Below are 22739 nucleotides of genomic sequence, written 5' to 3' on the forward strand. Positions count from 1 at the left end.
CAATCTCCACCAGCACTGAAAAGGACATTGAGACTGTGAGCACCACTTTCCCTGACGGATTCCTGTGGGGCGGCGCAACCGCCGCCAACCAGATCGAAGGCGCATACAACGAGGGCGGCAAGGGCCTGTCCATCCAGGACGTGATGCCCAAGGGGATCACCACCCCGCCCACCGAGGGGCCCACACCGGAGAACCTCAAGCAGGTGGCCATCGACTTCTACCACCAGTACGAGGAGGACATTGCCGCGTTTGCCGACTTGGGCTTCAAGGTGTTCAGGTTCTCCATCGCCTGGAGCCGTATTTTCCCGTTGGGCGATGAAGAAACCCCCAACGCGGAGGGCCTGGCTTACTACTCGCGGATCCTCGACGAGCTGGAGAAGCACGGCATCGAACCGCTGGTGACCATCAGCCACTACGAAACCCCGTTGCACCTGGCCCGGACCTACAACGGTTGGACCAGCCGGGAACTGATCGGTTTCTACGAGAACTACTGCCGGGCGCTCTTCACTACCTTCGGTACGCGGGTGAAGTATTGGCTGACGTTCAACGAGATCAACTCGGTCATCCACGAGCCGTTCCTCTCCGGTGGCATCCCCACGCCCAAGGACCAGCTCACCCCGCAGGACCTCTACCAGGCCATCCACCACGAACTGGTGGCATCCGGCCGGGCCACCAAATTGGCGCGGGAACTCATGCCGCAGGCGCAGGTTGGCTGCATGATCATCGCGCTTCCGGTGTACCCGCTGACCCCGGATCCTGCCGACGTGGTGGCTGCCATGCACACCGCCCAGGACAGCTACGCGTTTGGTGACATCCACTGCCGCGGCGAGTACCCCGGCTACCTGCTGCGGCGGTTCCGCGAGCAGGGGATCGAACTCGACATCACCGACGAGGACCGCGAAGACCTCAGGAACACCGTGGATTTCGTCTCGTTCAGCTACTACATGAGCATCTGCGAAACGGCTGACCCAACCAAGCAGGTCAAGGGCGCCGGCAACATCATGGGCGGCATTCCCAACCCCACCCTCAAGGCGTCGGAATGGGGTTGGCAGATCGATCCGCAGGGTCTGCGCGTGGTATTGAATGACTACTGGGGACGTTGGCAGAAGCCGCTGTTCATCGTGGAGAACGGGATTGGCGCCGTGGACCAGCTCGTGGAGGTGGACGGCGAAAAGACGGTGGTTGATGACTACCGGATCCAGTATTTCAACGACCACCTGGTCCAGGCTGCCGAGGCCATCCAGGACGGCGTGGAACTCATGGGATACACCTCCTGGGGCTGCATCGACCTGGTCAGCGCGTCGACGGCGCAGATGTCCAAGCGCTACGGTTTTATTTACGTGGACAGGAACGACGACGGCTCTGGCACCTTGGCGCGCTACCCCAAGAAGTCCTACGGATGGTACCGGGACGTCATTGCCAGCAACGGCGCCAGCCTCACCAGGTAGGCGCTGCAGTTCAGCCTGGTCTGGGGTCACCAACCCCGGACCAGGCCTGCTGGGCATGAGTTCAACGACGATTTCAATTCAACGACGAAGGGAGGACGGCATGGAAATCCTGCGGGTCTTCAACAACAACGTCGTCCTCGCCAGGGTTGACGGGAAAGGTGAGGTCATCATCACCGGCCGCGGACTGGGTTTCCAGGCCAAACCAGGCCAGCAGGTTGATGAAGCCAAGGTGGTCCAGGTGTTCGTCCCGGACCAAGGCCGCAACGCGGACAACTTCGGCGCCCTGGTTGCCGCCATTCCGCCCGAACACCTGGCGCTCGCGGACCGGGCGTTGGAAATCGCCCGCGCCGGAATGTCCGGGCCACTCAATTCCACCGCCGTGGTGGCGCTCGCGGACCACCTGAGTTTCGCCATCAAGCGGCTCCGGCAAGGCATCACCATGGAGTATCCGCTCCGTGCCGAGGTGTCCCACCTCTACCCGCACGAGCTCCGGCTGGGCCAGCAGATCGTGGAATTCGTGAACCAGGAACTGGCTGATCCGTTGCCTGCCGAAGAGGCGATTGCCATTGCCATGCACCTGGTCAACGCCGGGTTTGCCAGTGGTGACCTGTCCCGGACGTACCAGATGACGGGCGTCTTCACCCAGCTCTTCGAGGTGCTGGAGCAGGCCTACGGCAGGGCTTTTGACAGGGACACCGTCAACGCCGCCCGCTTCATCACGCACCTACGCTACTTCTTTGTCCGTGCCCATACCGGCAAGCAGCTGGCGGAGGGTTCCACCGGACTGGGCATCGCCATCCGGGCCGCTTATCCTGAGGCGTACGGCACCGCGCTGAAGCTGCAGGCCGTCCTTGAACTGCGCCTCGGTGAACCGTTGACCGATGATGAGGTCACCTACCTGACCCTGCACGTGGCCCGGATGGCTGACGATATCCGCCAAGCCGGAGCGGTAACGCCCTGACAGTGGCGACGTAGCCGAAGTGATGCAATCCCTGCTTCGGACGGCTGCGGTGTTTCCCGCTACAGCGCCGGCAGGATGTCCCGGGCTTCGTCGGCGTCCATCCCGGTAGCTTCCAGCAGATCCACCATCAGCGGCCGGTAGAGCATCACCACCGTCTCACCTTCAAGCCGCTGGACCTGCAGGAGCCGCGGATGAAGACGCAGGGCGATCTCGCTGAGGTCCTGCCGGGCTGTCCGCAGGTGCGCGCGGCGGGCGCCATCCTGCGTCTCGGCCAACCCCAGCGAGAGTTCATCGATGGCGGCGGCAGACTCGAACAACACCTCGGCAATGTTTTCGGTTGCCTCGTCCGAGAGGGCTGCGTGGTTGATGGCACTGGTCAGCCGGCGGGCGAACACGCGGCTGTTGCGGAGCGCCAGGTCGATGAAGTCCAGCGATTCCCTGAGCCGGTCCAGTTCGTCCCGGTGCCGGCGGTGGGCTGGGGCCAGCATGGCAACTTCCCCCGATGTCTGGAGTGTCTGCCGCATCCGGTCCACCAGTTGCTGGCAATTCCGGCCCCTGACCAGAGCGTGCCAGGCCTGGGTGGAGTCGCTGTTGTTCAGCGCATTCCCACACTCGCGTAAGACTTCGGCCAGTTCGTATAGCAGTTTTTTGACGTCCTGCCGGGGCTCGCGCCGCGGATCCTTCGGCACGATCACCGTGATGAGCAGGGCGAACAGGCCCCCCACCACGGCGTCGAAACTGCGCGTGAAGGGGCCGCCGTCGGGCGCTGGCAGCAGGACCACCAGCACCGACTGCAACCCCAGCTGGGTGGTAAAAATGCTACCGCTGTCCAGGAACCGGGCCAGCAGGGTGGAGAAGAGGAGCACGATGGCGGCCTGCCAGATGCCGCTGCCCAGCCAGTGCAGGAGCAGGTCACCCACGGCGATGCCGATGGTGCAGCCCATCCCCACTTCCAGCACCCGCCGCAGCCGCGGCTCACGGGAGAAACCCAGGGCGATCAGCGAACTGGTGGCGGCGAAGAGCGGGCCCGAATGCCCCAGTACGTACTCGGCGAAGGCGTAGGCGCCCACCGCGCAGACTGTCATCTGGACCGCGGGCACCAAGGAGTTCCGGCTGCGCACCATGCCGGTCCGGAAGCGGCCGCGCAGGTATCGCCTGCCTGCTGAGAATCCTGCTGCGGTGGCCATGGGCTCAAGTCTATGGGTGGCGCTCCCACTACGACCGTACATGTGATGTGCGCAATGGTGACCCGGCACATGTAAGCCAATATGCCGCCGTCGTTAATTTGCTGTTCACTTTGGGCAGCCCATCCTGTTACCTCAACCCCATAACTTTCTTGGAGGTACAGAACGTACGCATCGCGCAGCAGGGCTCTCCGTTCCCTGTCCGCACTGAATATCCCTGGAAGGGGTACACCCTGTGAAGGCACTTCGCTTCAGCCGCCACGCGGCTATTGCTGTTATCGCAGCAGGCACCATCGCGCTCACCGCCTGCGGTTCAGACAACGCTGCGGGCACCGCCCCGGCAACTGGCGCAGCAACCGGCCCCAAGGTGACCGGCACCCTGACCGGCATCGGCGCTTCCTCGACCGGCGCAGCCATGGATGCCTGGAAGGCCGGCTTCGCCGCTGCCAACCCCGGCGCCACCGTTCAGTACTCACCGGATGGTTCCGGCGCAGGCCGCAAGGCCATCATCGACGGCTCAGCCCAGTTTGCCGGCTCGGATGCCTACCTCAAGGACGAAGAACTGGCAGCCTCCAAGGCCCAGTGCGGTGCCGACGGCGCCATCAACCTCCCGGTGTACATCTCCCCGATCGCCGTGGCCTTCAACATCCCGAACGTCACCGAGCTCAAGCTCGACGCCACCACCGTGGCCAAGATCTTCCGCGGCGAGATCGCCAACTGGAACGATCCGGCCATCGCAGCCCTCAACTCCGGCACCACCTTGCCTGACTTGAAGGTCACCCCCGTGAACCGTTCCGACGATTCCGGCACCACCACCAACTTCACCGACTACCTGGCCGCAGCCGCACCTGAGGTTTGGACCGACAAGTCGGCCGGCATCTGGCCTGCATCCCTGCAGGGCGAGAACGCCAAGGGCACCTCCGGCGTGGTCAAGACCGTCACCGACACCCCCGGCGCCGTGACCTACGCAGATGACTCCGCAGTTGGCGGCAAGCTCGGTACCGCGTCCATCAAGGTCGGCGACGAGTTCGTGAAGATCTCTGCTGACGCCGCAGCCAAGGCCGTGGAAGCTGGCAGCCCCGTTTCGGGCCGCTCCGCCAACGACGTTGCCATCAAGCTGGACCGCAAGACCACCGCTTCGGGCGCCTACCCTGTGGTCCTGGTTTCCTACCACGTGGTGTGCAGCACCTACGCCACCCAGGAAACCGTTGACCTGGTCAAGTCCTTCGAGCACTACGTAGTCTCCGAGGCTGGCCAGCAGGAAGCTGCCGACTCGGCCAAGTCCGCGCCGCTCTCCGCGAGCTTGACGGAGAAGGTCAACAAGGCCATCGACTCCATCAAGGTCAAGTCCTAGTCAACGCATGACACCAGGGTCCCCGCCTCGCCGAAAGGCGGGGCGGGGACCTTGGTTCTGCCCGCTCCGTCCGCCAGTTCCTCTTCATCGAAGGGCCGTCGCATGACCGCCACCACCCTGACCCGTTCGCAAGGCGCAGGCCGCGCCGGGGACAAAGTCTTCTCCGGTGCAGCACTTGCTGCCGGTTGCCTCATTCTTGTCGTCCTCTTCGGCGTCGCACTCTTCCTCGTGGTCCAGGCCATTCCGGCGCTGACCGCACCCGCCGCTGACATCCAGGGCGGCGCAGGCTTCTTCTCCTACATCTGGCCCATCGTGATTGGCACGCTCATCGCAGCGACCATCGCCCTGGTGATCGCCACCCCCATCGCCATTGGCGTGGCACTCTTCATCTCACACTTCGCGCCCCGCGGCCTCGCTGCCGGGCTTGGCTACGTGGTGGACCTCCTCGCCGCCATCCCGTCGGTTGTCTACGGCGCCTGGGGTGCTGCGTTCCTCGCCAAGGAAATCTCGCCGATCTACAACTGGCTGGCAGACAACATGGGCTGGCTGCCCATCTTCCAGGGCCCCGCCTCAGCCACCGGCAAGACCATCCTCACGGCCGGCATTGTGCTGTCCGTGATGGTGCTCCCCATCATCACCTCGCTGTCCCGTGAAATCTTCCTGCAGACCCCCAAGTTGCATGAGGAAGCTGCGCTGGCCTTGGGCGCCACCCGGTGGGAAATGATCCGCATCTCGGTTCTTCCCTTCGCCCGCCCCGGCATCATCAGCGCCATCATGCTCGGCCTTGGGCGCGCTCTCGGCGAGACCATGGCCGTGGCCCTGGTGCTCTCCTCCGGAGCCCTGACCGCCAGCCTGATCCAGTCCGGCAACCAGACCATCGCCGCTGAGATCGCCCTGAACTTCCCCGAGGCAAGCGGACTGAAGGTCAGCACGCTGATCGCCGCCGGCCTGGTCCTGTTCGTCATCACCCTCGCCGTCAACATGCTCGCGCGCTGGATCATCAGCCGGCACAAAGAATTCTCGGGAGCAAACTAAATGACCTCCACGCTCAATCCCGTGCGCAGCAAGCGCTCGGCCCTGACCAAGGGTCAGCTGCCCAAGTTCGCTCCGCTCATCGTTTTGGCACTCGCCTTGATCGTGGGTGCCGCCATCCTCGCCGTCGTGGGTTTCAACGCGTTCGGCTGGGGCGTTGTCTCAGCGCTGCTGTTCGCTGTGGGACTCGTGTCCTGGAGCGCTGCGGTGGAAGGCAGCCGCAGGGCCAAGGACAAGCTCGCCACCTGCCTGGTGGTCGGCTCGTTCCTCATCGCCTTGCTACCGCTGATCTCGGTGATCTGGACCGTTTTGGTCAACGGCATCCCTGGACTGGCTGCTCCCGGCTTCCTGTCCACGTCCATGAACGGCGTCACCGGCGTGCTGGACAACCGTGCAGCTGAAGACGGCGCACCTGTCTTGGGCGGCGTCTACCACGCCCTCCTCGGCACCATCCAGATCACCATTCTGGCCACCATCATTTCCGTGCCGGTGGGCCTGCTCACCGCCATCTACCTGGTGGAATACGGCAACGACGGCCGGTTGGCCCGCGCCATCACGTTCTTCGTGGACGTCATGACCGGCATCCCATCCATCGTTGCAGGCCTCTTCGCCGCCGCTTTCTTCTTCGCGATCGTGGGGCCGGGCACCAAGACCGGTGCCGTGGCCGCCGTCGCGCTTTCCGTCCTCATGGTCCCCGTAGTGGTGCGCTCCAGCGAGGAAATGCTGAAGATCGTCCCCAACGAACTCCGCGAGGCAGCGTACGCGCTGGGTGTGCGCAAGTGGCGGACCATCCTCAAGGTGGTCATCCCGACGGCGATTTCCGGTATCGCTTCCGGTGTCACCCTGGCCATCGCCCGGGTTATCGGCGAAACGGCTCCCATCCTGGTCACCGCGGGGTTTGCCACCAGCATCAACGCGAACGTTTTTGGCGGCTGGATGGCATCTCTCCCCACCTTCATCTACACCCAGATCCTGAACCCCACCTCGCCCGCGAACCCGGATCCGTCCTCGCAGCGTGCCTGGGGCGCAGCGTTGGTGCTGATCATCCTGGTGATGGTCTTGAACCTCGCGGCACGCCTGATCGCCCGGATGTTCGCACCCAAGGCCGGTCGCTGAACCAGCAGCCCCTTCCGGTCCCGAGGGCCGGATGCCAGACTTCAATTCATACCCAGTCAGTGAAGGAACACCATGTCTAAGCGCATCGACGTCAAGGACCTGAACGTGTACTACGGCGATTTCCTTGCCGTAGAGGACGTCACCATCAACATCGAAGCCAAGTCCGTGACCGCGTTCATCGGCCCCTCCGGTTGTGGCAAGTCCACGTTCCTGCGGACCCTGAACCGCATGCACGAGGTTTTGCCCGGAGCCCGGGTTGAAGGCGAAGTCCTGCTGGACGGCGACAACCTTTACGGCCCCGGCGTTGACCCCGTGACGGTCCGCTCGCAGATCGGCATGGTTTTCCAGCGGCCCAACCCGTTCCCCACCATGTCCATCCGGGACAACGTGTTGGCTGGCGTGAAGCTGAACAACAAGAAGATGCCCAAGGGCGAAGCGGACGTCCTGGTGGAGCGTTCCCTGCAGGGCGCCAACCTGTGGAACGAGGTCAAGGACCGCCTGGAGAAGCCGGGTTCAGGCCTTTCCGGTGGGCAGCAGCAGCGACTCTGCATCGCCCGCGCCATCGCCGTGGAACCACAGGTAATCCTGATGGACGAGCCCTGCTCCGCGCTGGACCCCATCTCCACTCTGGCCATTGAGGACCTCATCAACGAGCTCAAGGACCAGTACACCGTGGTGATCGTGACCCACAACATGCAGCAGGCCGCCCGCGTTTCGGACAAGACCGCGTTCTTCAACATCGCCGGCACGGGCAAGCCCGGCAAGCTGATCGAATTCGGCGAGACGCAGGGGATCTTCAGCAACCCCACCGAAAAGGCCACCGAAGACTACGTCTCCGGCCGCTTCGGATAACCCCTGCTCTAACATCTTCTGACTGCATGGCCTCCGGAGCTCGGGGGCCATGCGGCGTTTAAGGCACGTTTCCGGGGTGGCCGCCGCGCATCGCTGGGAGCCGGCCGCCCGCTAGATTTCCAGCGGCGTAGCGGCCAGCGCGAGGATGAACGCGAGGGCCGCCGTCGCGATCGGTGTGAGCAACCAGAGGCCCAGGATGCGGATCACCAGCCTGCGGTTGGTGACGGCGAAGCTTTGGTTGCTGCCCGCTCCGAGCACCGCCGCGGTCACGGTGTGGGTGCTGGAGAGCGGCCATTGCAGGCCGATCGCACCGACAAAGAGCATCAGGGCGCTGTAGATCTGGGCCACGGAACCTCGGAGCGGATCGACGCGCGTCATGCGGTGCCCCACCGTTTGGGAGATGCGCCAACCGCCAAAAAGGGTGCCGATGGTGATCATGATCGCCGTCAGCAGGACGATCCACAGCGGGATGGTGCCGCCGTCGGAATACCCTGCCGCGATCAAGGCGAGCAGCAGGACTGCGGAGATGCGTTGGCCGTCCTGGAGTCCGTGGCCGAATGCCACGCTGCCCGCGGCGATCGCCTGGCTGCGCCGGAAGCGTTGGTTGACCACGCTGGGTTGGGTGTGCCGGGCGGCCCAGGTGAAGGGGTACACCAGGAGGAAGGCGCCAGCATAAGCCACCACGGGGGAGAGTAGCAGGGGCAGGATCACCTGGACCAGCAAGGAATGATCCACGCCGCCCACGCCTTGGCCGCCGAGGATGAGGCTGGCGATTCCAGCGCCGGCAAAGCCGCCCACCAGGGCATGCGTTGAGGAAGCCGGTATCCCGCGTCGCCAGAGGATGATTCCCCAGACGACGGCGCTGCCCAGGCTCGCCACCAGAATTCCGAGTCCCTCGGGTCCGCGGGGAAGGCTGATCCAGGCTTGGCTGGCCGCGACGGCCAGAGAGGCGCTGAGTAGGGCGCCCAGCAGGTTGAAGAAAGCAGCCAGCAACACGGCGACGCTCGGGGTCAGGGCACGGGTCCGGGCGGCCACGGCCACTGCTACTGAGACGTCGCGGAAGCCGTTGAGAAAAGCAAACGTGGCGGTCAAAACAACCACCACGCCGAAAAGGAAGGGCGTCACGTCAGGATTCCTTGACGATGATGCTGCCCACTTGGGTTGCCAGCCGTCGCATGTCCTTGGTGACTTCCAGCAACTGATTGGCCACGTCACGGTTGCGTGAGTACTGGGCCCATTTCATGTCCGCGATCATGTCCGCTACCCAGACGCGGTGGGTGCGTTCGGCGCGTTTGGTCAGCCTGAGGATCTCGATCCAGTAGTCCTCCAGGTCATCCAAGTTGTCCAGCCTGCGCATGGCGTTGACTGTCAGTTCTGCCTGGCGGCTGATGATTTCCAGCTGGTCTGCTGCGCGCTTGGGGAGCCGGTCCAGCTTGTAAAGGGCCACGAGTTCCGCTGCGGCGTCCAGCTTCTCCATGGCTTCGATGAGCCACCGCGACAGGGAGTACATGTCCTCGCGGGGGAGGGGGTTTACAAAGCTGCTTCGCATGTGGGTCAAGAGGGCGAACTGGAGTTCAGCGGCCTTGGCTTCATGGTTGTGCATGTCTTCGACCAGTTTGGCGTGCTCTGCGGCAGGGACACCAAGAATTTCCGCCAAGGTTGCCGTGGCCATGGCAACTTGCTGGGCCAGCTGCGAAAGCAGGTTCAGCCCGGCGGGCTCCTGGGGGAAAAGGCGCAGCTTCACGTAGTACCGGTCTCCGAAGAAGTAGAGGCAAAATGTGCTGTGCCGTGTGACTTGACCTCGGCCGCAACTAACGTTAACTCTACCGGCATCAATTTGCCGCCAAGAACTTATGCCAGCTGTAGAGGGCATAAAAATGGTGCCGAACCGGATACGCCTCTCGGCGGTAGGCCGCTCTAGGCGGCTAAATGTTGAAGCCCGGGGGTTTCGCGGCTCGGCACCGATTTCAGTGTTCTACGTTGGTTGGCTCAAGTCAACCTTGACAGAAAGCGCCCTCACTGGGTTGTCTGCTGCTAGTCGAGTTCGCCCAGCCGCCAGGCATTGGCAGCGTGTTCCAGGTCTTCTGCTGTTTTGACCAATTGGTGCGAGTTGCGGGTTAGTTTGCTGGCATGCGCTTCGTTGGAGTGCTCGGCGCCGTCCGCCAGTGTTGCCTGGCCCAGGGCGACGACGCGGCAAAACGCAGCCGAACGTTCCAGCGCAACGTCAAATTCGCCGTCGAACGCGCCGGAAAGGATGGCGTCCGCCATGGCTGTCATTTCCTCGGCACCCGGCGGCTCAGCGGCGCCAGCAACCACGTGTGCGACCTGTGCGGTGTCCTTGCCGGCGCGGAAATACACCGAAACTCGCTCGGGGTCCTGGACTGTTGCCGCACGGAGGGCATAAAGGCGCCAGAGTGCTCCGGGCAGTGACCTGGCCGGGCTTTCCGCCCACATCTCGGCGATCGCGTCCAGGCCCTGTTCATCCGCTAGTTTGACCAGCTGTTCGGTGATGACTGGGTCGTCGCTGCCGCGACCGTGCCGGACCAGGGCCTGGGCGGCAAGGTGCGCAGCCTCCGACACGCGCGCGGGATCTGCGCCGCCGGCGAAAGGTTCGAAGTCGATGGGGGCGAAAGGCTTCGGCTTGTGATGCCGGTTCGCGCCGCCGTAGGGAGTGGGTGCAGCTTGCTCGCTCATGCCACCACGCTACTCCTGTGCTGCCGGTGAAATCGAGGGCGGCCGTGGGGAGCGTTCGGAACGCCTCCCGCCGCTGTTCGGATGCGCGGTTTCCGGGCGCTGGGCGGCTTCTACTGATGCACGACGGCGGTACGTCCCGCCGGTGCCAAAGCGCCAGCTTTCATGGGTTAGAGTATTAACGTCCAGAAATGGACCGAGCCGGAGCCTTGTGCACAGCACACGAATCCGGCCGGGGCCTTTAGCTCAGTTGGTAGAGCATCGGACTTTTAATCCGTGGGTCGTGGGTTCGAACCCCACAGGGCCCACTCTTCATTCCGAAGAGTGAGAAATCCCCCGGCAACCTTGCGTGAGCAAGGATGCCGGGGGATTTTGCCGTCTCTGGGGACTGGTGTGGTGGGTTTGTCGGTTGGGGGAATTGGGATTTGCGTGCCGGGGTGCGTGTCCGAGATGCGGCCGAGTTCCCGTCCTGACCGAATTGAGCGTCCGGCTGCGCCCCGCGGCTCGCAGCCTCGACCCTCTGGTTTTCCAGCCTCCGTAAGCTTGGTCCCATCCGTCGTTCGCCCTCGGCAACCGGCGTCTGGACGCTCGGCCACGCCAAGCGTTCGTCCCTCTGGGCGTCCAGCGTCCGTACGCTCGGCCCCATCCGGTGTTCGGCTTCTTCGCGCCCGCACGCTTGGGCCCATCCGGCCCTTGCCCGCTCGCCTACTGGCCTACTCGGCCATCCGGCTCACGAACGAGGTGGGTACGGGCACCTCGCCGTAGGTTTACAGTCCGCCTTGGTGCTGCGACTTATGGTCTTTTCGGAGGCTGGATGATTTGGCCTGAGTTATGGTGCGAACAAGGTTCTGATGGGTGAATTTTTTGGGCTGGAAATGGGGTTTGGCCTGAAATTGTCGTACCCCTTTTCTATAATTGAGGTATGGGTAACGGGGTTGTTGTCGGTGCTGGTGGTGGGGCTGATATCCGCTCTGCTGTGGCGTCGATCGCTGCATTGGTCGACCAACTTTCTGGCGTCGTGTCCGGCCCGGCCGGCACGCTCAGCACCACCAACACCCGTTCTACCGCCGACGCTAGTGACGCTAGTGACTCTGGCGCTGATGGCGCTGTTGCCCTTGCTGGTTCTTCTGTCGCCGGCGCTTTCGACGAGGGTGATCCGTTGCGGGATTTTGCTGATTCGTGTTTGTCGGGGTTGGAGGTGTTGGCGCGGGTGGAGGCTGCCACGGCGGCGGCGAAGGTTCGTTTGGTGGCGGCGTATGCGGAGGCCGCTGAGTTGCTGGCCCCACCCTCAGCAAACGGGACCGGGTCTGGGGCTGGGTCGTCGTCGGTGGGGATGTGTGTGGTCTCTGAGGTCGCGTGTGTGTTGACGATCGGCGAGCGGGCCGCGTCCGCGCTGTTGTGTGAGGCGCAGGCGTTGACGAGGTCGTTGCCGGTGGTGCTGGGAGCCTTGCAAGCCGGGACGATTTCCTGGCAGCACGCCCGCGTCGTGGTCGATGAAACCACCGGCCTCACACCCGACGCCGTGACAGCGGTCGTGACGCATTTCTTCGGCACGGACACGGTGAACCCACCAGGCCAGACCACCCAAGAAACCCTGGACGGTTTGGACAGCGTGAACGGTCTCGATGGCCTGGCTGATGTCCCGGGTGCTGGTGTTGGGGGTGTGGTGGTGTCGCGGTTCCGTCGGAAGGTGCGGGGGTGGCGGGAGCGTCATCATCCTGAGTCGTTGGAGGCCCGGCATGTGAAGGGTGTGGCGGATCGTCGGGTGGAGTTCTGCCCTGATCGGGACGGGATGGGCTGGCTGTCGTTGTATTTACCGGGGGAGACGGCGTGTGCGGTGTGGAATAAGACCACGGCACTGGCTAGGGGGTTGCAAGGCCCCAACGAGGACCGGACGTTGACGCAGCTACGGGCTGATGTCGCGGCCGGGCTCCTCCTCAACGGTGCAGGCCACCACCTGGGTACGGATGCGGGGTTCGGTGCGGGGGTGCGGGCTGAGGTGTTGGTGACGGTGCCGGTGTTCTCGTTGTTGGGCCTCACGGAAGAACCGGGTGAGGTGGAGGGGTTTGGCCCGGTGCCAGCATCGGTGGCGCGGCGGTTGGTTGCTGATGGGGCGCAGTCGTTGTACAGGGTGTTGGTCGATCCCCGGGATGGGGCGCCGTTGGAATTGGGGAGGACGAGGTACCGGTTATCGGAAGGACTGAAGCGGTGGATCCGGTTACGTGATGGTGGGTGTACGTTCCCGGGGTGTAGTAATCAGTGTCTGGATAACGAGAATGATCACTTGACCGCGTGGGCTGACGGCGGCGGGACCGGGGTCCGTAATCTGGGACAGGTCTGCCCGAAGCATCACCGGTTGAAGCACCAATCGACATGGACCCCCACCGGAGCGACGAAGGACACCTCACCAGGGTGGACATCCCCGAGTGGGAGGTACTATCCGGCGGAACCACCCGAAAGGGAACCCACCCACCTCCCACCAGATCCCCTCACCCAGACAGGCGGCGGTGGTGGTGTGATCAGTGCTGGGAGCGGTGGTGAGATCAGTGCTGGGTTGGCACCAGAACCACAGCTGGAAGCAGAGCTGCCGCCTGCGCTGGAGTTGGAACCAGCGGGGGTGTTGGAGCCAGAGCTAGAGCCGCAGCTGCCTGCAGCGCTGGAACGGGACGAGGTGCCCGAGTCCGCAGGAGAACAGGAACCGAACGTGCTAGCGGAGTTGGTTTCGGTGGACCCGGTGGACCCGGTATCCGAGGTGGTTCGGGTTTCGGTTCCGGAGCAGGGGCCGGGGACAGTCTCCTGGATCGTGCCCGCAAAGTCCGAGCGACGAGTTGTACTGTCCTCGCTCAAAGACCTGCACCGTCCAGCTGATGCCCTGCCAGGTGAGAGGCTGTCATCAACCTCGGCCCGGAAGAGCCGATCCCGAGACCAGAAACAAACCAGCAAACGAGCGAACACGCGGCCCAAGACGCGGTCCAACAAACGCCCCAGCCCCCTCGAACTCGCCCTCACCGACTACCTCGCAGCAGAACACTGACCCACAAGCCTGAGCGGGAAAACCCAAGCTCCGAAACGGCGTCCACTTCGACCCCCTAGATGTATTGACCTGACAGGTTAGTAACGCGGCTTGCCGGTGGCTGACCTTTCAGTGAAGTGTGGCCTCGGCGATGATTGTAGTGATGGAGCCATTCGCAGAAAGTCACAACAGGGACTTCTCCCGGCTTTATTGACTCCTTGACCTATCCTTCGGGCAGGTCAATGGCTCTGCCCTGGCGCCGGTGGCCGCCGCCGTGAGGGATCTGGCCGAGTTTCTTGATGTCCACGTGCACCAGGTCCCGGGGCCCTCGTGCTCGTAGCGGCGGATCACCCTGCCGGTGGCGCGGTCCAACCAGGACAGCCTGGCCAGCCCGAACTTCGAGAGCACCCGATGCGCCGTGGAAGGGTGGATTCCCAACAGGTAGCCGATCCGCGCCGGACCCCACCGGCGGTTGACTCTGATCGCAATGATCCGCCGTTCCCGCTGTGGGGACGTTTTCCGCGGCGAGGTGCGGGGCCGGCTTTAGGCATCCTGCATGCTGGCCTGGACTCCCGACAAGCCCAACCCCACTCGGAGGTCTTTTTTGTCACCTAACCACGCCGCATGTCCCTAACGTCCGTGGTCAATACACCTAGGTGACCATCTTGCCGGACTCCGCACCGTCCGTTGGGCGGCTGCCACCGGCGAACACTTGGTGGCGCAGGTAGCTGTGGCGAGCATCGACGACCTGAGCCACATCGTGGCAGACCTGCGACGCCAAGACGGCGTTTTCACCGTCCACTCCTCCATCTACGCGGAGATTTTCAAGCGCAGCACCGTCCCTTACCTGGACGGCAACCCCATAGACCCGGCGTCGAGTACCTGAGGGAGTGCGCACTCGCACTCCCACTGCTCCACAACGCATGACGGGCGCCGTCCCAGGTGGGAAGATGTGCCTCATGGAACTGCACATCACTGGCGACCCCGCGGCGGACAAACTACTCAGCGAGGATCCTTTTGCACTGCTGACCGGCATGTTGTTGGACCAGCAGGTGACCATGGAGTCTGCCTTTGCCGGCCCAGAGAAGATCAAGAGCCGGATCGGCACCATGGATCCCGGAACCTTGGCCGCCCAGGACCCTCAGGCGTTCGTCGAGATGTTCAAGGAACGCCCTGCGGTGCACCGGTTCCCCGGTTCCATGGCCGGCCGGGTCCAAGCGCTCGCCGACACTGTGGAGCGTGACTGGGGCGGCGACGCGACAGCGATCTGGACCCAGGACGACCCTGACGGTGCCGAAGTGTTGCGCCGGCTCAAGGCGCTGCCCGGCTTCGGGGAGCAGAAAGCCAAGATCTTCCTTGCGTTGTTGGGCAAACAGCGCGGGTTGCAAGCGGCTGGGTGGCGCGAAGCTGCCGGGCACTACGGCGACGAAGACGCCTACCTGTCGGTTGCCGACATTGTGGATCCCGATTCCCTTCTCAAGGTTCGGGCCAATAAGCAGGCCGCAAAAGCGGCGGCGAAAGCGGCAAAAACCAGCCCATAGTGGAGTTAGAAATCACCATTTTGGCTTCGGTGTAGCTGCTTGTGATATTACAGAAATATCAGCGGTCTAGGGTGGGCTAGGCGCAGCCTAATTTTGCCATCCTGAAAGGACCAATCAATGCACTTATTGCCGCGTGAGCAGGAAAAACTCCTGATCGTGGTGGCCGCTGATCTGGCGCGCAGGCGCCAAGGCCGGGGACTGAAGCTCAACTTCCCCGAAGCGGTGGCGATCATCACCTACGAGCTCGTCGAAGGGGCCCGGGACGGCCGTTCCGTCGCCGATCTGATGAGCTACGGGAGCACGTTGCTCCGCCGCGAGGACGTCATGGAAGGCGTGCCCGAAATGATCTCAGACGTCCAGGTCGAGGCCACCTTCCCTGACGGCACCAAGCTGGTCACCGTCCACAATCCGATTCGCTGAAAGGCTGGCAATGATTCCAGGAGAGTACGTTCTGCTTACAGAACCGATCATCGCCAACGCTGGCCGCGAGGCGATCGAGGTGCACGTGGTGAACACCGGAGACCGTCCCGTCCAGGTGGGCTCGCACTACCATTTCGCCGAAGCCAACGCTGCGCTGAAGTTTGACCGCCAAGCAGCCTACGGTCGCAGGTTGGACATCCCGGCCGGCACGGCATCCCGCTTTGAGCCGGGTGACTCCCGCAGCGTACGGCTGATTGAACTCGCGGGTTCCCGGGAAGTGTATGGCCTGTCCGACGCCGTCAACGGCCCCCTGGCAAACGCCGCGGCCGTCAATGGAAAGGCAGCCAAATGAGTTTTGAAATTCCCCGCCGGCAATACGCGGACCTTTACGGACCCACCACGGGCGACAAAATCCGCCTCGCGGACACCGAATTATTTCTCGAAATCGAAAAAGACCTCACGCTTTACGGCGAAGAAGTGGTTTTTGGCGGCGGCAAAGTCATCCGCGACGGTATGGGCCAAAACGGCCAGGTAACGCGCGACGGCGGCGGGCTGGGTGACGATGTCCCGGACACCGTCATCACCAACGCCATCATTTTGGACTACAGCGGCATCTACAAGGCCGACATCGCCATCCGGGACGGCCATATTCTCCGGATCGGCAAAGCTGGCAACCCGCAGATTACCGACGGTGTGGACATTGTCATCGGCGCAGCCACAGAGGTCATTGCCGGCGAACGCAAGATCGTCACCGCCGGCGGGATCGACACCCACATCCACTTCATTTCCCCTGACCAGGTGCCCACCGCCCTCACCAGCGGCGTGACCACCATGATCGGTGGCGGCACCGGACCCGCCGAAGGTAGCAAGGCCACCACCGTCACCCCCGGCCGGTGGCACATCCACCGGATGCTGCAAGCCATCGAAGGGCTGCCCATCAACGTCGGCCTGTTCGGCAAAGGCCACGCGTCCGCCGTCGAACCCCTCGCCGAACAGATCCGCGCAGGCGCCGTCGGCTTGAAAGTCCATGAGGACTGGGGCGCCACCACGTCCTCGATCGACATGTCGCTCCGGGTTGCCGATGAGTACGACGTTCAGGTTGCCATCCACACTGACACCCTCAACGAGTGTGGGTTCGTGGAAGACACCATCAAGGCCATTGACGGCCGAGTTATCCATACCTTTCACACCGAAGGCGCCGGCGGCGGCCACGCCCCGGACATTATCAAGATCGCGGCCCTGCCCAACGTGCTCCCCGCCTCCACCAACCCCACCCTGCCGTATACGCGCAACACGGTGGAGGAGCACCTGGACATGCTCATGGTCTGCCACCACCTCAACCCGGACATTCCGGAGGATGTGGCGTTCGCCGATTCGCGGATTCGTGCCGAAACCATCGCGGCGGAGGACGTCCTGCATGACCTGGGCGTTTTCTCTATCACCTCCTCCGACTCCCAGGCCATGGGCCGCGTGGGTGAAGTGGTGATCCGGACATGGCAGGTGGCGGACAAGATGAAAAAGCAGCGTGGCGTCCTCCACGATCCGCGCGGTGCAGCAGCCGCGGGGGAGCACGGGTCACCCGACAGCGACAACTTCCGGCTCAAGCGCTACGTGGCGAAATACACCATCAATCCCGCGATCGCCCAAGGTATTGCCGATTCGATCGGTTCCGTGGAAGTTGGAAAGTTTGCCGACCTGGTCATCTGGGATCCGGCGTTCTTCGGCGTCAAACCCGAGACCGTCATCAAGGGTGGACAGGTTGCCTATGCCCTGATGGGCGATTCCAACGGCTCCATCCCCACCCCGCAGCCACGCACCATGCGCCCCATGTTCGCCACTTTGGGCAAGGCGCTGCAGAAGTCCTCCATCACCTTCATGTCCAAGGCTGCCATCGAAGCAGGCGTCCCGGCGGAATTGGGACTGGAACGGGTCATCCGCCCGGTCTCCGGTATCCGGACGCTCACCAAGGCCGACCTCAAATACAACGACGCGACGCCGGACATCCAGGTGGACCCCGAAACGTATGCCGTGACGGTGGACGGCCAGGAGGCCACCTGCGAGCCTTCCGACGTGCTGCCCATGGCGCAGCGCTACTTCCTTTTCTGACCCAGGAGCTTTAGTGATTATCGAAAAAATAGTCGGAAACCTGCACGAGTTGCAGGCCCCCGATCCTTACGCTGGCAGGCATGTGGAGAAAGTGGTGTTGCCCAGCGCCGAACTGGTGAAGCGCATCCAGCGCACCACCACAGACCACGGCCAGGAAATTGGGATCCGCTTGCCCGCCGGTTCACCGGACCTGCGCGACGGCGACATCCTGCACGTGGGAGATGACGGCTTGATCGTTGTTTCGGTGTTGCCCACTGACGTCCTGGTGATCGCGCCACGGACCATCCACGAGATGGGCGTGGTGGCACACTCGCTGGGCAACCGGCACCTGCAAGCCCAGTTCTTCGACGCCACCTCCGAATACGCGGCCGAGGTCATGGTCTGCGCCTACGACCACACCGTGGAGGACTACCTCAACCACGTTGCCGTGCCCTATTCACGGCAGGAGCGCCTCATGCCGGTGCCATTCCGCCATGCCGAGCACAGTCACTAGCTACCAGCTGGCCCTCCAGCAACTCACGGATTCGGCACTCCCAACCGGCGCATTTGCGCATTCGCTCGGCTTCGAGGCCTACATTGATCGCGAAGTGATCACCGATGAGGCCAGCTTTGGGGCGTGGTTGGCGGCCTTCATTGCCCAGCCGCTGTCCTACTCCGACGGGTTGGCCATCCGATTCCTGTACGAAGGCCTGGACGTGGCTGCTATTGACGCGCAACTTTCCGGCGCGCTGCTCCCACGGCAGGTCCGGGAAGCCAGCACCAAGATGGGGAGTCGGCTCCTGGACATCGGGGCGGAGGTCTTTTCCTCGGCTGAGCTGGAACAGTACCGGGGCCTGGTACGCACCGGCAAGGCTGCAGGGCATCAGCCGTTGGCCTTCGCCGTCGTGGCCCAGTCGCTGCAGGTCCCGCTGGCCGAGGCCTTGACCGCCTACCTTTTTGCGACGGTGACGTCCCTGACGCAGAACGCCGGGCGGGCCATCCCGCTGGGCCAGAACGCAGGCCAGCGGATTCTTCGGGAAGCGGCCGACGCCGTTGCTGCCGCCGTCGAACGGATCAGGCACCTCCCGCCGGACGACTTCGGAGCCCTGAGCCCCGGACTGGAGATATTCCAAATGCGGCACGAACGCCAACGTGCGCGCATGTTCATGAGTTAAAACAGGAGAACAGCAATGACAGAACCCATCAAGATCGGTATCGGCGGCCCCGTCGGGGCCGGCAAAACCCAACTGGTAGAGCGCCTCACCCGGCACATGAGCCGTGAAATCTCCATGGCCGCGATCACCAACGACATCTATACCATCGAAGACGCCAAGATACTTGCCGCGAACGGCATACTTCCGCTGGACCGGATCATCGGCGTGGAAACAGGCGGCTGCCCGCACACCGCTATTCGCGAAGACACCTCGATGAACACCGCCGCTATCGAGGAACTCAAGCAGCGCCACCCCGACCTCCAGGTCATTTTCGTCGAGTCCGGCGGGGACAACCTCTCGGCCACCTTCAGCCCGGAGCTGGTGGACTTTTCCATCTACATCATCGACGTGGCCCAGGGCGAGAAGATCCCGCGCAAAGCAGGCCAGGGCATGATCAAGTCGGACCTGTTCATCATCAACAAGACGGACCTGGCACCCCACGTTGGGGCCGACCTGTCCGTCATGGAACGGGACTCCAAGGAGTTCCGCGGCAACAAGCCCTTCTGCTTCACCAACCTCAAGACTGACGAAGGCCTCGACGCCGTCATCAACTGGATCCGGCGAGACGTGCTGATGCTCGACTTGGCACAATGAGCATGGTTGCGGCGGTGCACGGGACGGAGCAGGTGCTGTCGGGTGCGGTGGTCGCAGCAACACCTTTGGGCTCCGTGGCCGAGTCCGCCGCTCCCGCCGACACGCTTCTCACCGCTCCCGCCGCAACGCTAGCCGACAAGCCTCTCGCCGCACCTGCAACCAAGGCTCCGCGCGGGCGGCTCGAACTGGGGATTTCCGCCCGTAACGGACGCTCGTACGCTTCGAGCCAATTCCATGAAGGCGCCCTGCGGATCCTCCGTCCGCACTACCTCGATGACTCTGGCCAGGTCTGCTACGTGCTGATCAACCCGGGCGGAGCCTACCTTGGCGGTGACCTCTTTCTGCTGGACGTTGTGGTGGAGAAGGGCGCTGACCTGCTGCTGACCACACAGTCCGCCACCAAGGTGTACCGGACGCCCGGCTCGTTTGCAGAACAGCAGATGCGGGTCACGTTGAGGGAGGGGGCTCGCCTCGAACTCATGCCCGACCAGCTGATCGCCTACCGCGAGGCGTGCTACCGGCAGGTGAGTTCCTTCACGGTGCAGCCGTCCTCGTCCCTGGTGATGGCCGAGGTTGTCACCCCGGGCTGGTCCCCTGACGGCGCAGCGTTCCGCTACGAGGAGATCAGGCTGCGGAACTCCATCTGGGTTCAGGCGGACGCGGGTCCGCCGGAATTGCTCGCCTTGGATAACCTGCTGATCCAGCCGCCAGCAAGCGATGTGACCGGCCTGGGCTTCATGGAAGGCTGCAGCCACCTCGGTTCGCTGCTAGTGGTCGATGCGCGGGTCAACCAGGCCCTCGCAGACGAACTGCACGTACTGACCGATCGATTCGATGCCCTGACGGGTGTCTCCTTGACCCGGACTGTTGCCGGGACCACGGGGCTGGTGCTCCGTGCCCTAGGCAACAGCACTGACGAACTTAACCGCCTGTTGGCGGCCTGCACCACCTTGCTCCGGGAGCGGTGGACTGGCCAGCAACCCCTCACCCTAAGGAAGCACTGATGACCGCCCTGCGCAGCATGACCACTATGTACCGCGAGCGTGAGGCGCTGCCGCGCAGGACCCGGCTAGCCTTCACCTTCGGCGCCGTGGCCTTCCTCCACGGTGCCGCCGTCGTGATTCTCCTGACGGGACTGACGGGTGACGGCGCGCAGCCACTTGCCTTGGGCCTGGTGTTGACCGCCTACCTGGCCGGCATCAAGCACAGCTACGACTGGGACCACCTGGCCGCGATCGATAACTCCACCCGGCGATTTGTGGCATAGGGCAAGGATCCCGTGAGTGTGGGATTCGCGTTTAGCCTGGGACACAGCACGGTGGTTATCTTGGCGGGCACTCTGCTCATTTCCGGAGCGTCGTTGGTTGGCAAATGGATGCAGGACGGCACCACCGGGAACCTGATCCTCGGCCTGATCGGCAGCGGCGTCTCGGGCATCTTCCTGCTGGCCATGGGGTTGTTCAATGGCGCCGCCTTCATGCAGACCACTCGGCTCTACCGGTCCTCAGCCAAAGGCGCCGAGCTCACCCTCGAGGACCTCGAAGCGAAGGGCCTCATGGCAAGGCTGCTCAATCGTCCGCTCGCCGGGGTCCGGCAGCCGCGGAACATCTACGTCATCGGGTTTCTCTTTGGTCTGGGGTTCGACACCGCCACAACCATCGGCCTGCTGGTGATGACCACTGCCGCCGCCTTGGCTGGCGTACCGCCGCTGACCCTGCTGGCGCTGCCGCTCGCCTTCACCGCCGCCATGACCCTGTTCGACTCCCTCAACGGAGTAGCCGTACTGGCCATGTACCGGTCCGCGGTGGACAACCCACGGCGCAAACTGGGGTTCAACGCGGTCATCACCGGCATTTCAGCGGTGTCGGCGCTCTTCATTTCCTTCATCACGCTAGGCGGGTTCGCCAACGCTGCCTTCAGCCTTGACGACCCGCTCACCACCTGGCTGGGCGAAGTGGACCTCGGCGAGGCAGGGCTGCTCCTGGCAGCCATCCTGCTGCTGGTCTGGGGCGCAGCGGTGCTGCGCTACCGCCTCACCCGCAACGCTGCCTAGCCTAGGCCGCCAGTCGTCCAGGGTCCTGCTGCCCTGGTAATGCCGGACGCTGCGTAGCCTAGGCTGCCAGTCGTCTGGGATCCTGCTGACTCTGCTCCTGTTGCCCTTCACCCTGCAGCCCGATGGTGGCTGGCGGCGCTTCGGCAGCAGGGTCTCCCTGCTGCGTGCCCGGCTGGGTGGCAGCGGGTGCCGCCGACCTGCGCAGGGTGACGGCGCCGCCGTCGGGAATCAACGTGTCATCCGTAATCTGGACGCCGGATCCGATCAGCACGCCGCTGCCAATCCGGGAGTGGCTGCCCACCTTGGACCGGCTACCCACAATTGCCCCGCGGCCCACCCGTACGTTGGCGCCCACCGTGGCGGAACTGCCGATCTCGGCATCGCGGCCAATCCAACTGTTGGCGCCGATGATGGCGCCGGCCCCTACCCGTGCGCCTTGCTCCACGTAGGTCATGGTGCCGATGCTGGCGTTCTCGGCCACGACCGCGCCGGGAGCCACCAGGCCACCACCGTTCGCGTGCCGGACGTAGCGGGTGATCTTCCCGGCGTCGTCTTCAAAAGATTCAAACTTGGCGTTCATGTAGTCCCCTTCCCTCTGGTGCCGTACTCGACAGTAAGTTAACGGTTGAACAGGTGCCAGGATTCCCGATATCCGGCGCCATGCTGTGAATACTAAGCCTGGCTTCCTAGACTGGGACCATGATCACCGTAGCCGGAACCGTAGAGACCGCACTGTCCGCCGAGAAGGCCTTCGCTTTCCTGAGCCAGTTTGAGAACACCAGCGAATGGGACCCGGGCACTCCCGTCATGGAAAAGCTGACGCCGGGTCCCGTAGCCGTGGGCCACAGATATCGTGCTGAAGCCGAGTTCAAGGGCAAACGTCAGGAGCTGATTTACGAAGTCATCGACCTGGGAACGAGCCACATCAAACTCCGCGGCGAAAACAAGACGGTCACCGCACTGGACACCATCTCTGTGGTGCCCGCCGGCACCGGATCGAGCGTCACGTACAAGGCCGAGTTCTCGCTCAATGGCTTGGCTAAGTTGGCGGAACCTTTCGTCAAGCCAGCGTTCAACTCGCTCCGGGAGCCAGCCCTGGCCGGCCTCCGCAACAAGCTCAACTCGATGGCCTAGGGAGTGCTAAGGCGACGCTCCGGTTGGTTACCTGGTTCCGTCATGAA

At 63.6% G+C, this 22739-nt stretch carries 22 protein-coding genes, 1 tRNA gene and 2 pseudogenes; 19 read left to right on the top strand and 6 right to left on the bottom strand.

Annotated features, from left to right (window positions below):
• The first annotated feature begins 35 nt into the window (after window positions 1–35).
• On the top strand, window positions 36–1448 hold the full coding sequence (locus PSET11_RS01295) for a glycoside hydrolase family 1 protein (RefSeq protein ID WP_377946678.1): 1413 nt from the start codon (window positions 36–38) through the stop codon (window positions 1446–1448).
• Between the two features lie 100 nt (window positions 1449–1548).
• Entirely contained in the window at window positions 1549–2409 is an 861-nt protein-coding gene (locus PSET11_RS01300) for a PRD domain-containing protein (protein WP_124089983.1), read from the top strand.
• Between the two features lie 59 nt (window positions 2410–2468).
• Here the strand turns inward: PSET11_RS01300 and PSET11_RS01305 are convergent, their stop codons facing one another.
• On the bottom strand, window positions 2469–3596 hold the full coding sequence (locus PSET11_RS01305) for an FUSC family protein (RefSeq protein WP_124089985.1): 1128 nt from the start codon (window positions 3594–3596) through the stop codon (window positions 2469–2471).
• Window positions 3597–3828: 232 nt separating this feature from the next.
• Here PSET11_RS01305 and pstS point away from each other — a divergent pair, with 232 nt between their 5' ends.
• The 4 genes from pstS (at window position 3829) to pstB (ending at window position 7947) form a co-directional block, all read left to right on the top strand.
• Complete coding sequence (pstS, locus tag PSET11_RS01310) at window positions 3829–4947, top strand: phosphate ABC transporter substrate-binding protein PstS (protein WP_124089987.1); 1119 nt, start codon at window positions 3829–3831, stop codon at window positions 4945–4947.
• 102 nt (window positions 4948–5049) lie between these two features.
• Window positions 5050–5982 carry a phosphate ABC transporter permease subunit PstC gene (pstC, locus tag PSET11_RS01315; RefSeq protein ID WP_124089989.1) on the top strand — a complete coding sequence of 311 codons (933 nt, stop codon included), beginning with the start codon at window positions 5050–5052 and terminating at the stop codon, window positions 5980–5982.
• The gene (gene pstA, locus PSET11_RS01320) at window positions 5983–7095 is read left to right on the top strand and encodes a phosphate ABC transporter permease PstA (protein ID WP_124089991.1); all 1113 of its coding nucleotides are present in this window, start codon (window positions 5983–5985) and stop codon (window positions 7093–7095) included. It begins immediately after the preceding gene.
• Between the two features lie 72 nt (window positions 7096–7167).
• Window positions 7168–7947: a phosphate ABC transporter ATP-binding protein PstB gene (gene pstB, locus PSET11_RS01325; RefSeq protein ID WP_124089993.1), complete on the top strand. Its 780-nt coding sequence runs from the start codon at window positions 7168–7170 to the stop codon at window positions 7945–7947.
• Between the two features lie 111 nt (window positions 7948–8058).
• Here pstB and PSET11_RS01330 read toward each other — a convergent pair whose 3' ends face one another.
• The 3 genes from PSET11_RS01330 to PSET11_RS01340 all read right to left on the bottom strand — a co-directional run bounded on the left by PSET11_RS01330 (window position 8059) and on the right by PSET11_RS01340 (window position 10641).
• The gene (locus tag PSET11_RS01330) at window positions 8059–9072 is read right to left on the bottom strand and encodes an inorganic phosphate transporter (RefSeq protein WP_124089995.1); all 1014 of its coding nucleotides are present in this window, start codon (window positions 9070–9072) and stop codon (window positions 8059–8061) included.
• Between the two features lies 1 nt (window position 9073).
• Window positions 9074–9691 carry a DUF47 domain-containing protein gene (locus PSET11_RS01335; RefSeq protein ID WP_124089997.1) on the bottom strand — a complete coding sequence of 206 codons (618 nt, stop codon included), beginning with the start codon at window positions 9689–9691 and terminating at the stop codon, window positions 9074–9076.
• A 290-nt stretch (window positions 9692–9981) separates the two neighbouring features.
• Entirely contained in the window at window positions 9982–10641 is a 660-nt protein-coding gene (locus PSET11_RS01340) for a hypothetical protein (protein WP_124089999.1), read from the bottom strand.
• A 232-nt stretch (window positions 10642–10873) separates the two neighbouring features.
• Between PSET11_RS01340 and PSET11_RS01345 the strand changes: the two genes are divergently transcribed.
• Both PSET11_RS01345 and PSET11_RS01350 read left to right on the top strand, forming a co-directional pair.
• Window positions 10874–10946 (top strand) — tRNA-Lys (locus PSET11_RS01345).
• Window positions 10947–11560: 614 nt separating this feature from the next.
• On the top strand, window positions 11561–13672 hold the full coding sequence (locus PSET11_RS01350) for an HNH endonuclease signature motif containing protein (RefSeq protein WP_203415864.1): 2112 nt from the start codon (window positions 11561–11563) through the stop codon (window positions 13670–13672).
• 223 nt (window positions 13673–13895) lie between these two features.
• On the opposite strand, the pseudogene PSET11_RS17105 reads toward PSET11_RS01350, so the two are convergent.
• Window positions 13896–14194, bottom strand: a pseudogene (locus PSET11_RS17105) (IS481 family transposase); the annotation flags it as partial.
• A gap of 172 nt (window positions 14195–14366) precedes the next feature.
• Here PSET11_RS17105 and PSET11_RS16590 point away from each other — a divergent pair.
• The 10 genes and pseudogenes from PSET11_RS16590 to PSET11_RS01395 all read left to right on the top strand — a co-directional run bounded on the left by PSET11_RS16590 (window position 14367) and on the right by PSET11_RS01395 (window position 21558).
• On the top strand, window positions 14367–14537 hold the full coding sequence (locus tag PSET11_RS16590; RefSeq protein WP_160118942.1) for a hypothetical protein: 171 nt from the start codon (window positions 14367–14369) through the stop codon (window positions 14535–14537).
• A 73-nt stretch (window positions 14538–14610) separates the two neighbouring features.
• Window positions 14611–15192: an HhH-GPD-type base excision DNA repair protein gene (locus PSET11_RS01355; protein WP_377946682.1), complete on the top strand. Its 582-nt coding sequence runs from the start codon at window positions 14611–14613 to the stop codon at window positions 15190–15192.
• Between the two features lie 117 nt (window positions 15193–15309).
• The gene (locus PSET11_RS01360) at window positions 15310–15612 is read left to right on the top strand and encodes an urease subunit gamma (RefSeq protein ID WP_124090003.1); all 303 of its coding nucleotides are present in this window, start codon (window positions 15310–15312) and stop codon (window positions 15610–15612) included.
• Between the two features lie 10 nt (window positions 15613–15622).
• Entirely contained in the window at window positions 15623–15964 is a 342-nt protein-coding gene (locus PSET11_RS01365) for an urease subunit beta (RefSeq protein WP_124090005.1), read from the top strand.
• Window positions 15961–17718 carry an urease subunit alpha gene (gene ureC / locus PSET11_RS01370; protein ID WP_124090007.1) on the top strand — a complete coding sequence of 586 codons (1758 nt, stop codon included), beginning with the start codon at window positions 15961–15963 and terminating at the stop codon, window positions 17716–17718. Before PSET11_RS01365 ends, ureC begins: the two co-directional genes overlap by 4 nt.
• A gap of 13 nt (window positions 17719–17731) precedes the next feature.
• Window positions 17732–18211 (top strand): urease accessory protein UreE, encoded by a 480-nt coding sequence (gene ureE, locus PSET11_RS01375; protein ID WP_124090009.1) that lies wholly within the window; start codon window positions 17732–17734, stop codon window positions 18209–18211.
• Window positions 18192–18872, top strand: a complete 681-nt coding sequence (locus tag PSET11_RS01380; protein ID WP_124090011.1) for an urease accessory protein UreF — start codon at window positions 18192–18194, stop codon at window positions 18870–18872. The genes ureE and PSET11_RS01380 overlap by 20 nt, the downstream gene beginning before the upstream one ends.
• Window positions 18873–18887: 15 nt before the next feature.
• Window positions 18888–19505 carry an urease accessory protein UreG gene (gene ureG / locus PSET11_RS01385; RefSeq protein WP_124090014.1) on the top strand — a complete coding sequence of 206 codons (618 nt, stop codon included), beginning with the start codon at window positions 18888–18890 and terminating at the stop codon, window positions 19503–19505.
• 65 nt (window positions 19506–19570) lie between these two features.
• Window positions 19571–20509 carry an urease accessory protein UreD gene (locus PSET11_RS01390; RefSeq protein ID WP_377946713.1) on the top strand — a complete coding sequence of 313 codons (939 nt, stop codon included), beginning with the start codon at window positions 19571–19573 and terminating at the stop codon, window positions 20507–20509.
• Window positions 20509–21558, top strand: a pseudogene (locus PSET11_RS01395) (HoxN/HupN/NixA family nickel/cobalt transporter). The gene PSET11_RS01390 and the pseudogene PSET11_RS01395 overlap by 1 nt, the downstream one beginning before the upstream one ends.
• Before the next feature lie 58 nt (window positions 21559–21616).
• Here PSET11_RS01395 and PSET11_RS01400 read toward each other — a convergent pair.
• Window positions 21617–22138, bottom strand: coding sequence for a transferase (locus tag PSET11_RS01400; RefSeq protein ID WP_124090016.1), 522 nt, complete (start codon window positions 22136–22138; stop codon window positions 21617–21619).
• Window positions 22139–22257: 119 nt separating this feature from the next.
• Here PSET11_RS01400 and PSET11_RS01405 point away from each other — a divergent pair, with 119 nt between their 5' ends.
• Entirely contained in the window at window positions 22258–22692 is a 435-nt protein-coding gene (locus tag PSET11_RS01405; protein ID WP_124090018.1) for an SRPBCC family protein, read from the top strand.
• The last annotated feature ends 47 nt before the right edge of the window (window positions 22693–22739 follow it).

Origin of the sequence: Arthrobacter ulcerisalmonis (assembly GCF_900609065.1) — a bacterium.
GTDB classification, from domain to species: Bacteria; Actinomycetota; Actinomycetes; order Actinomycetales; family Micrococcaceae; genus Arthrobacter; species Arthrobacter ulcerisalmonis.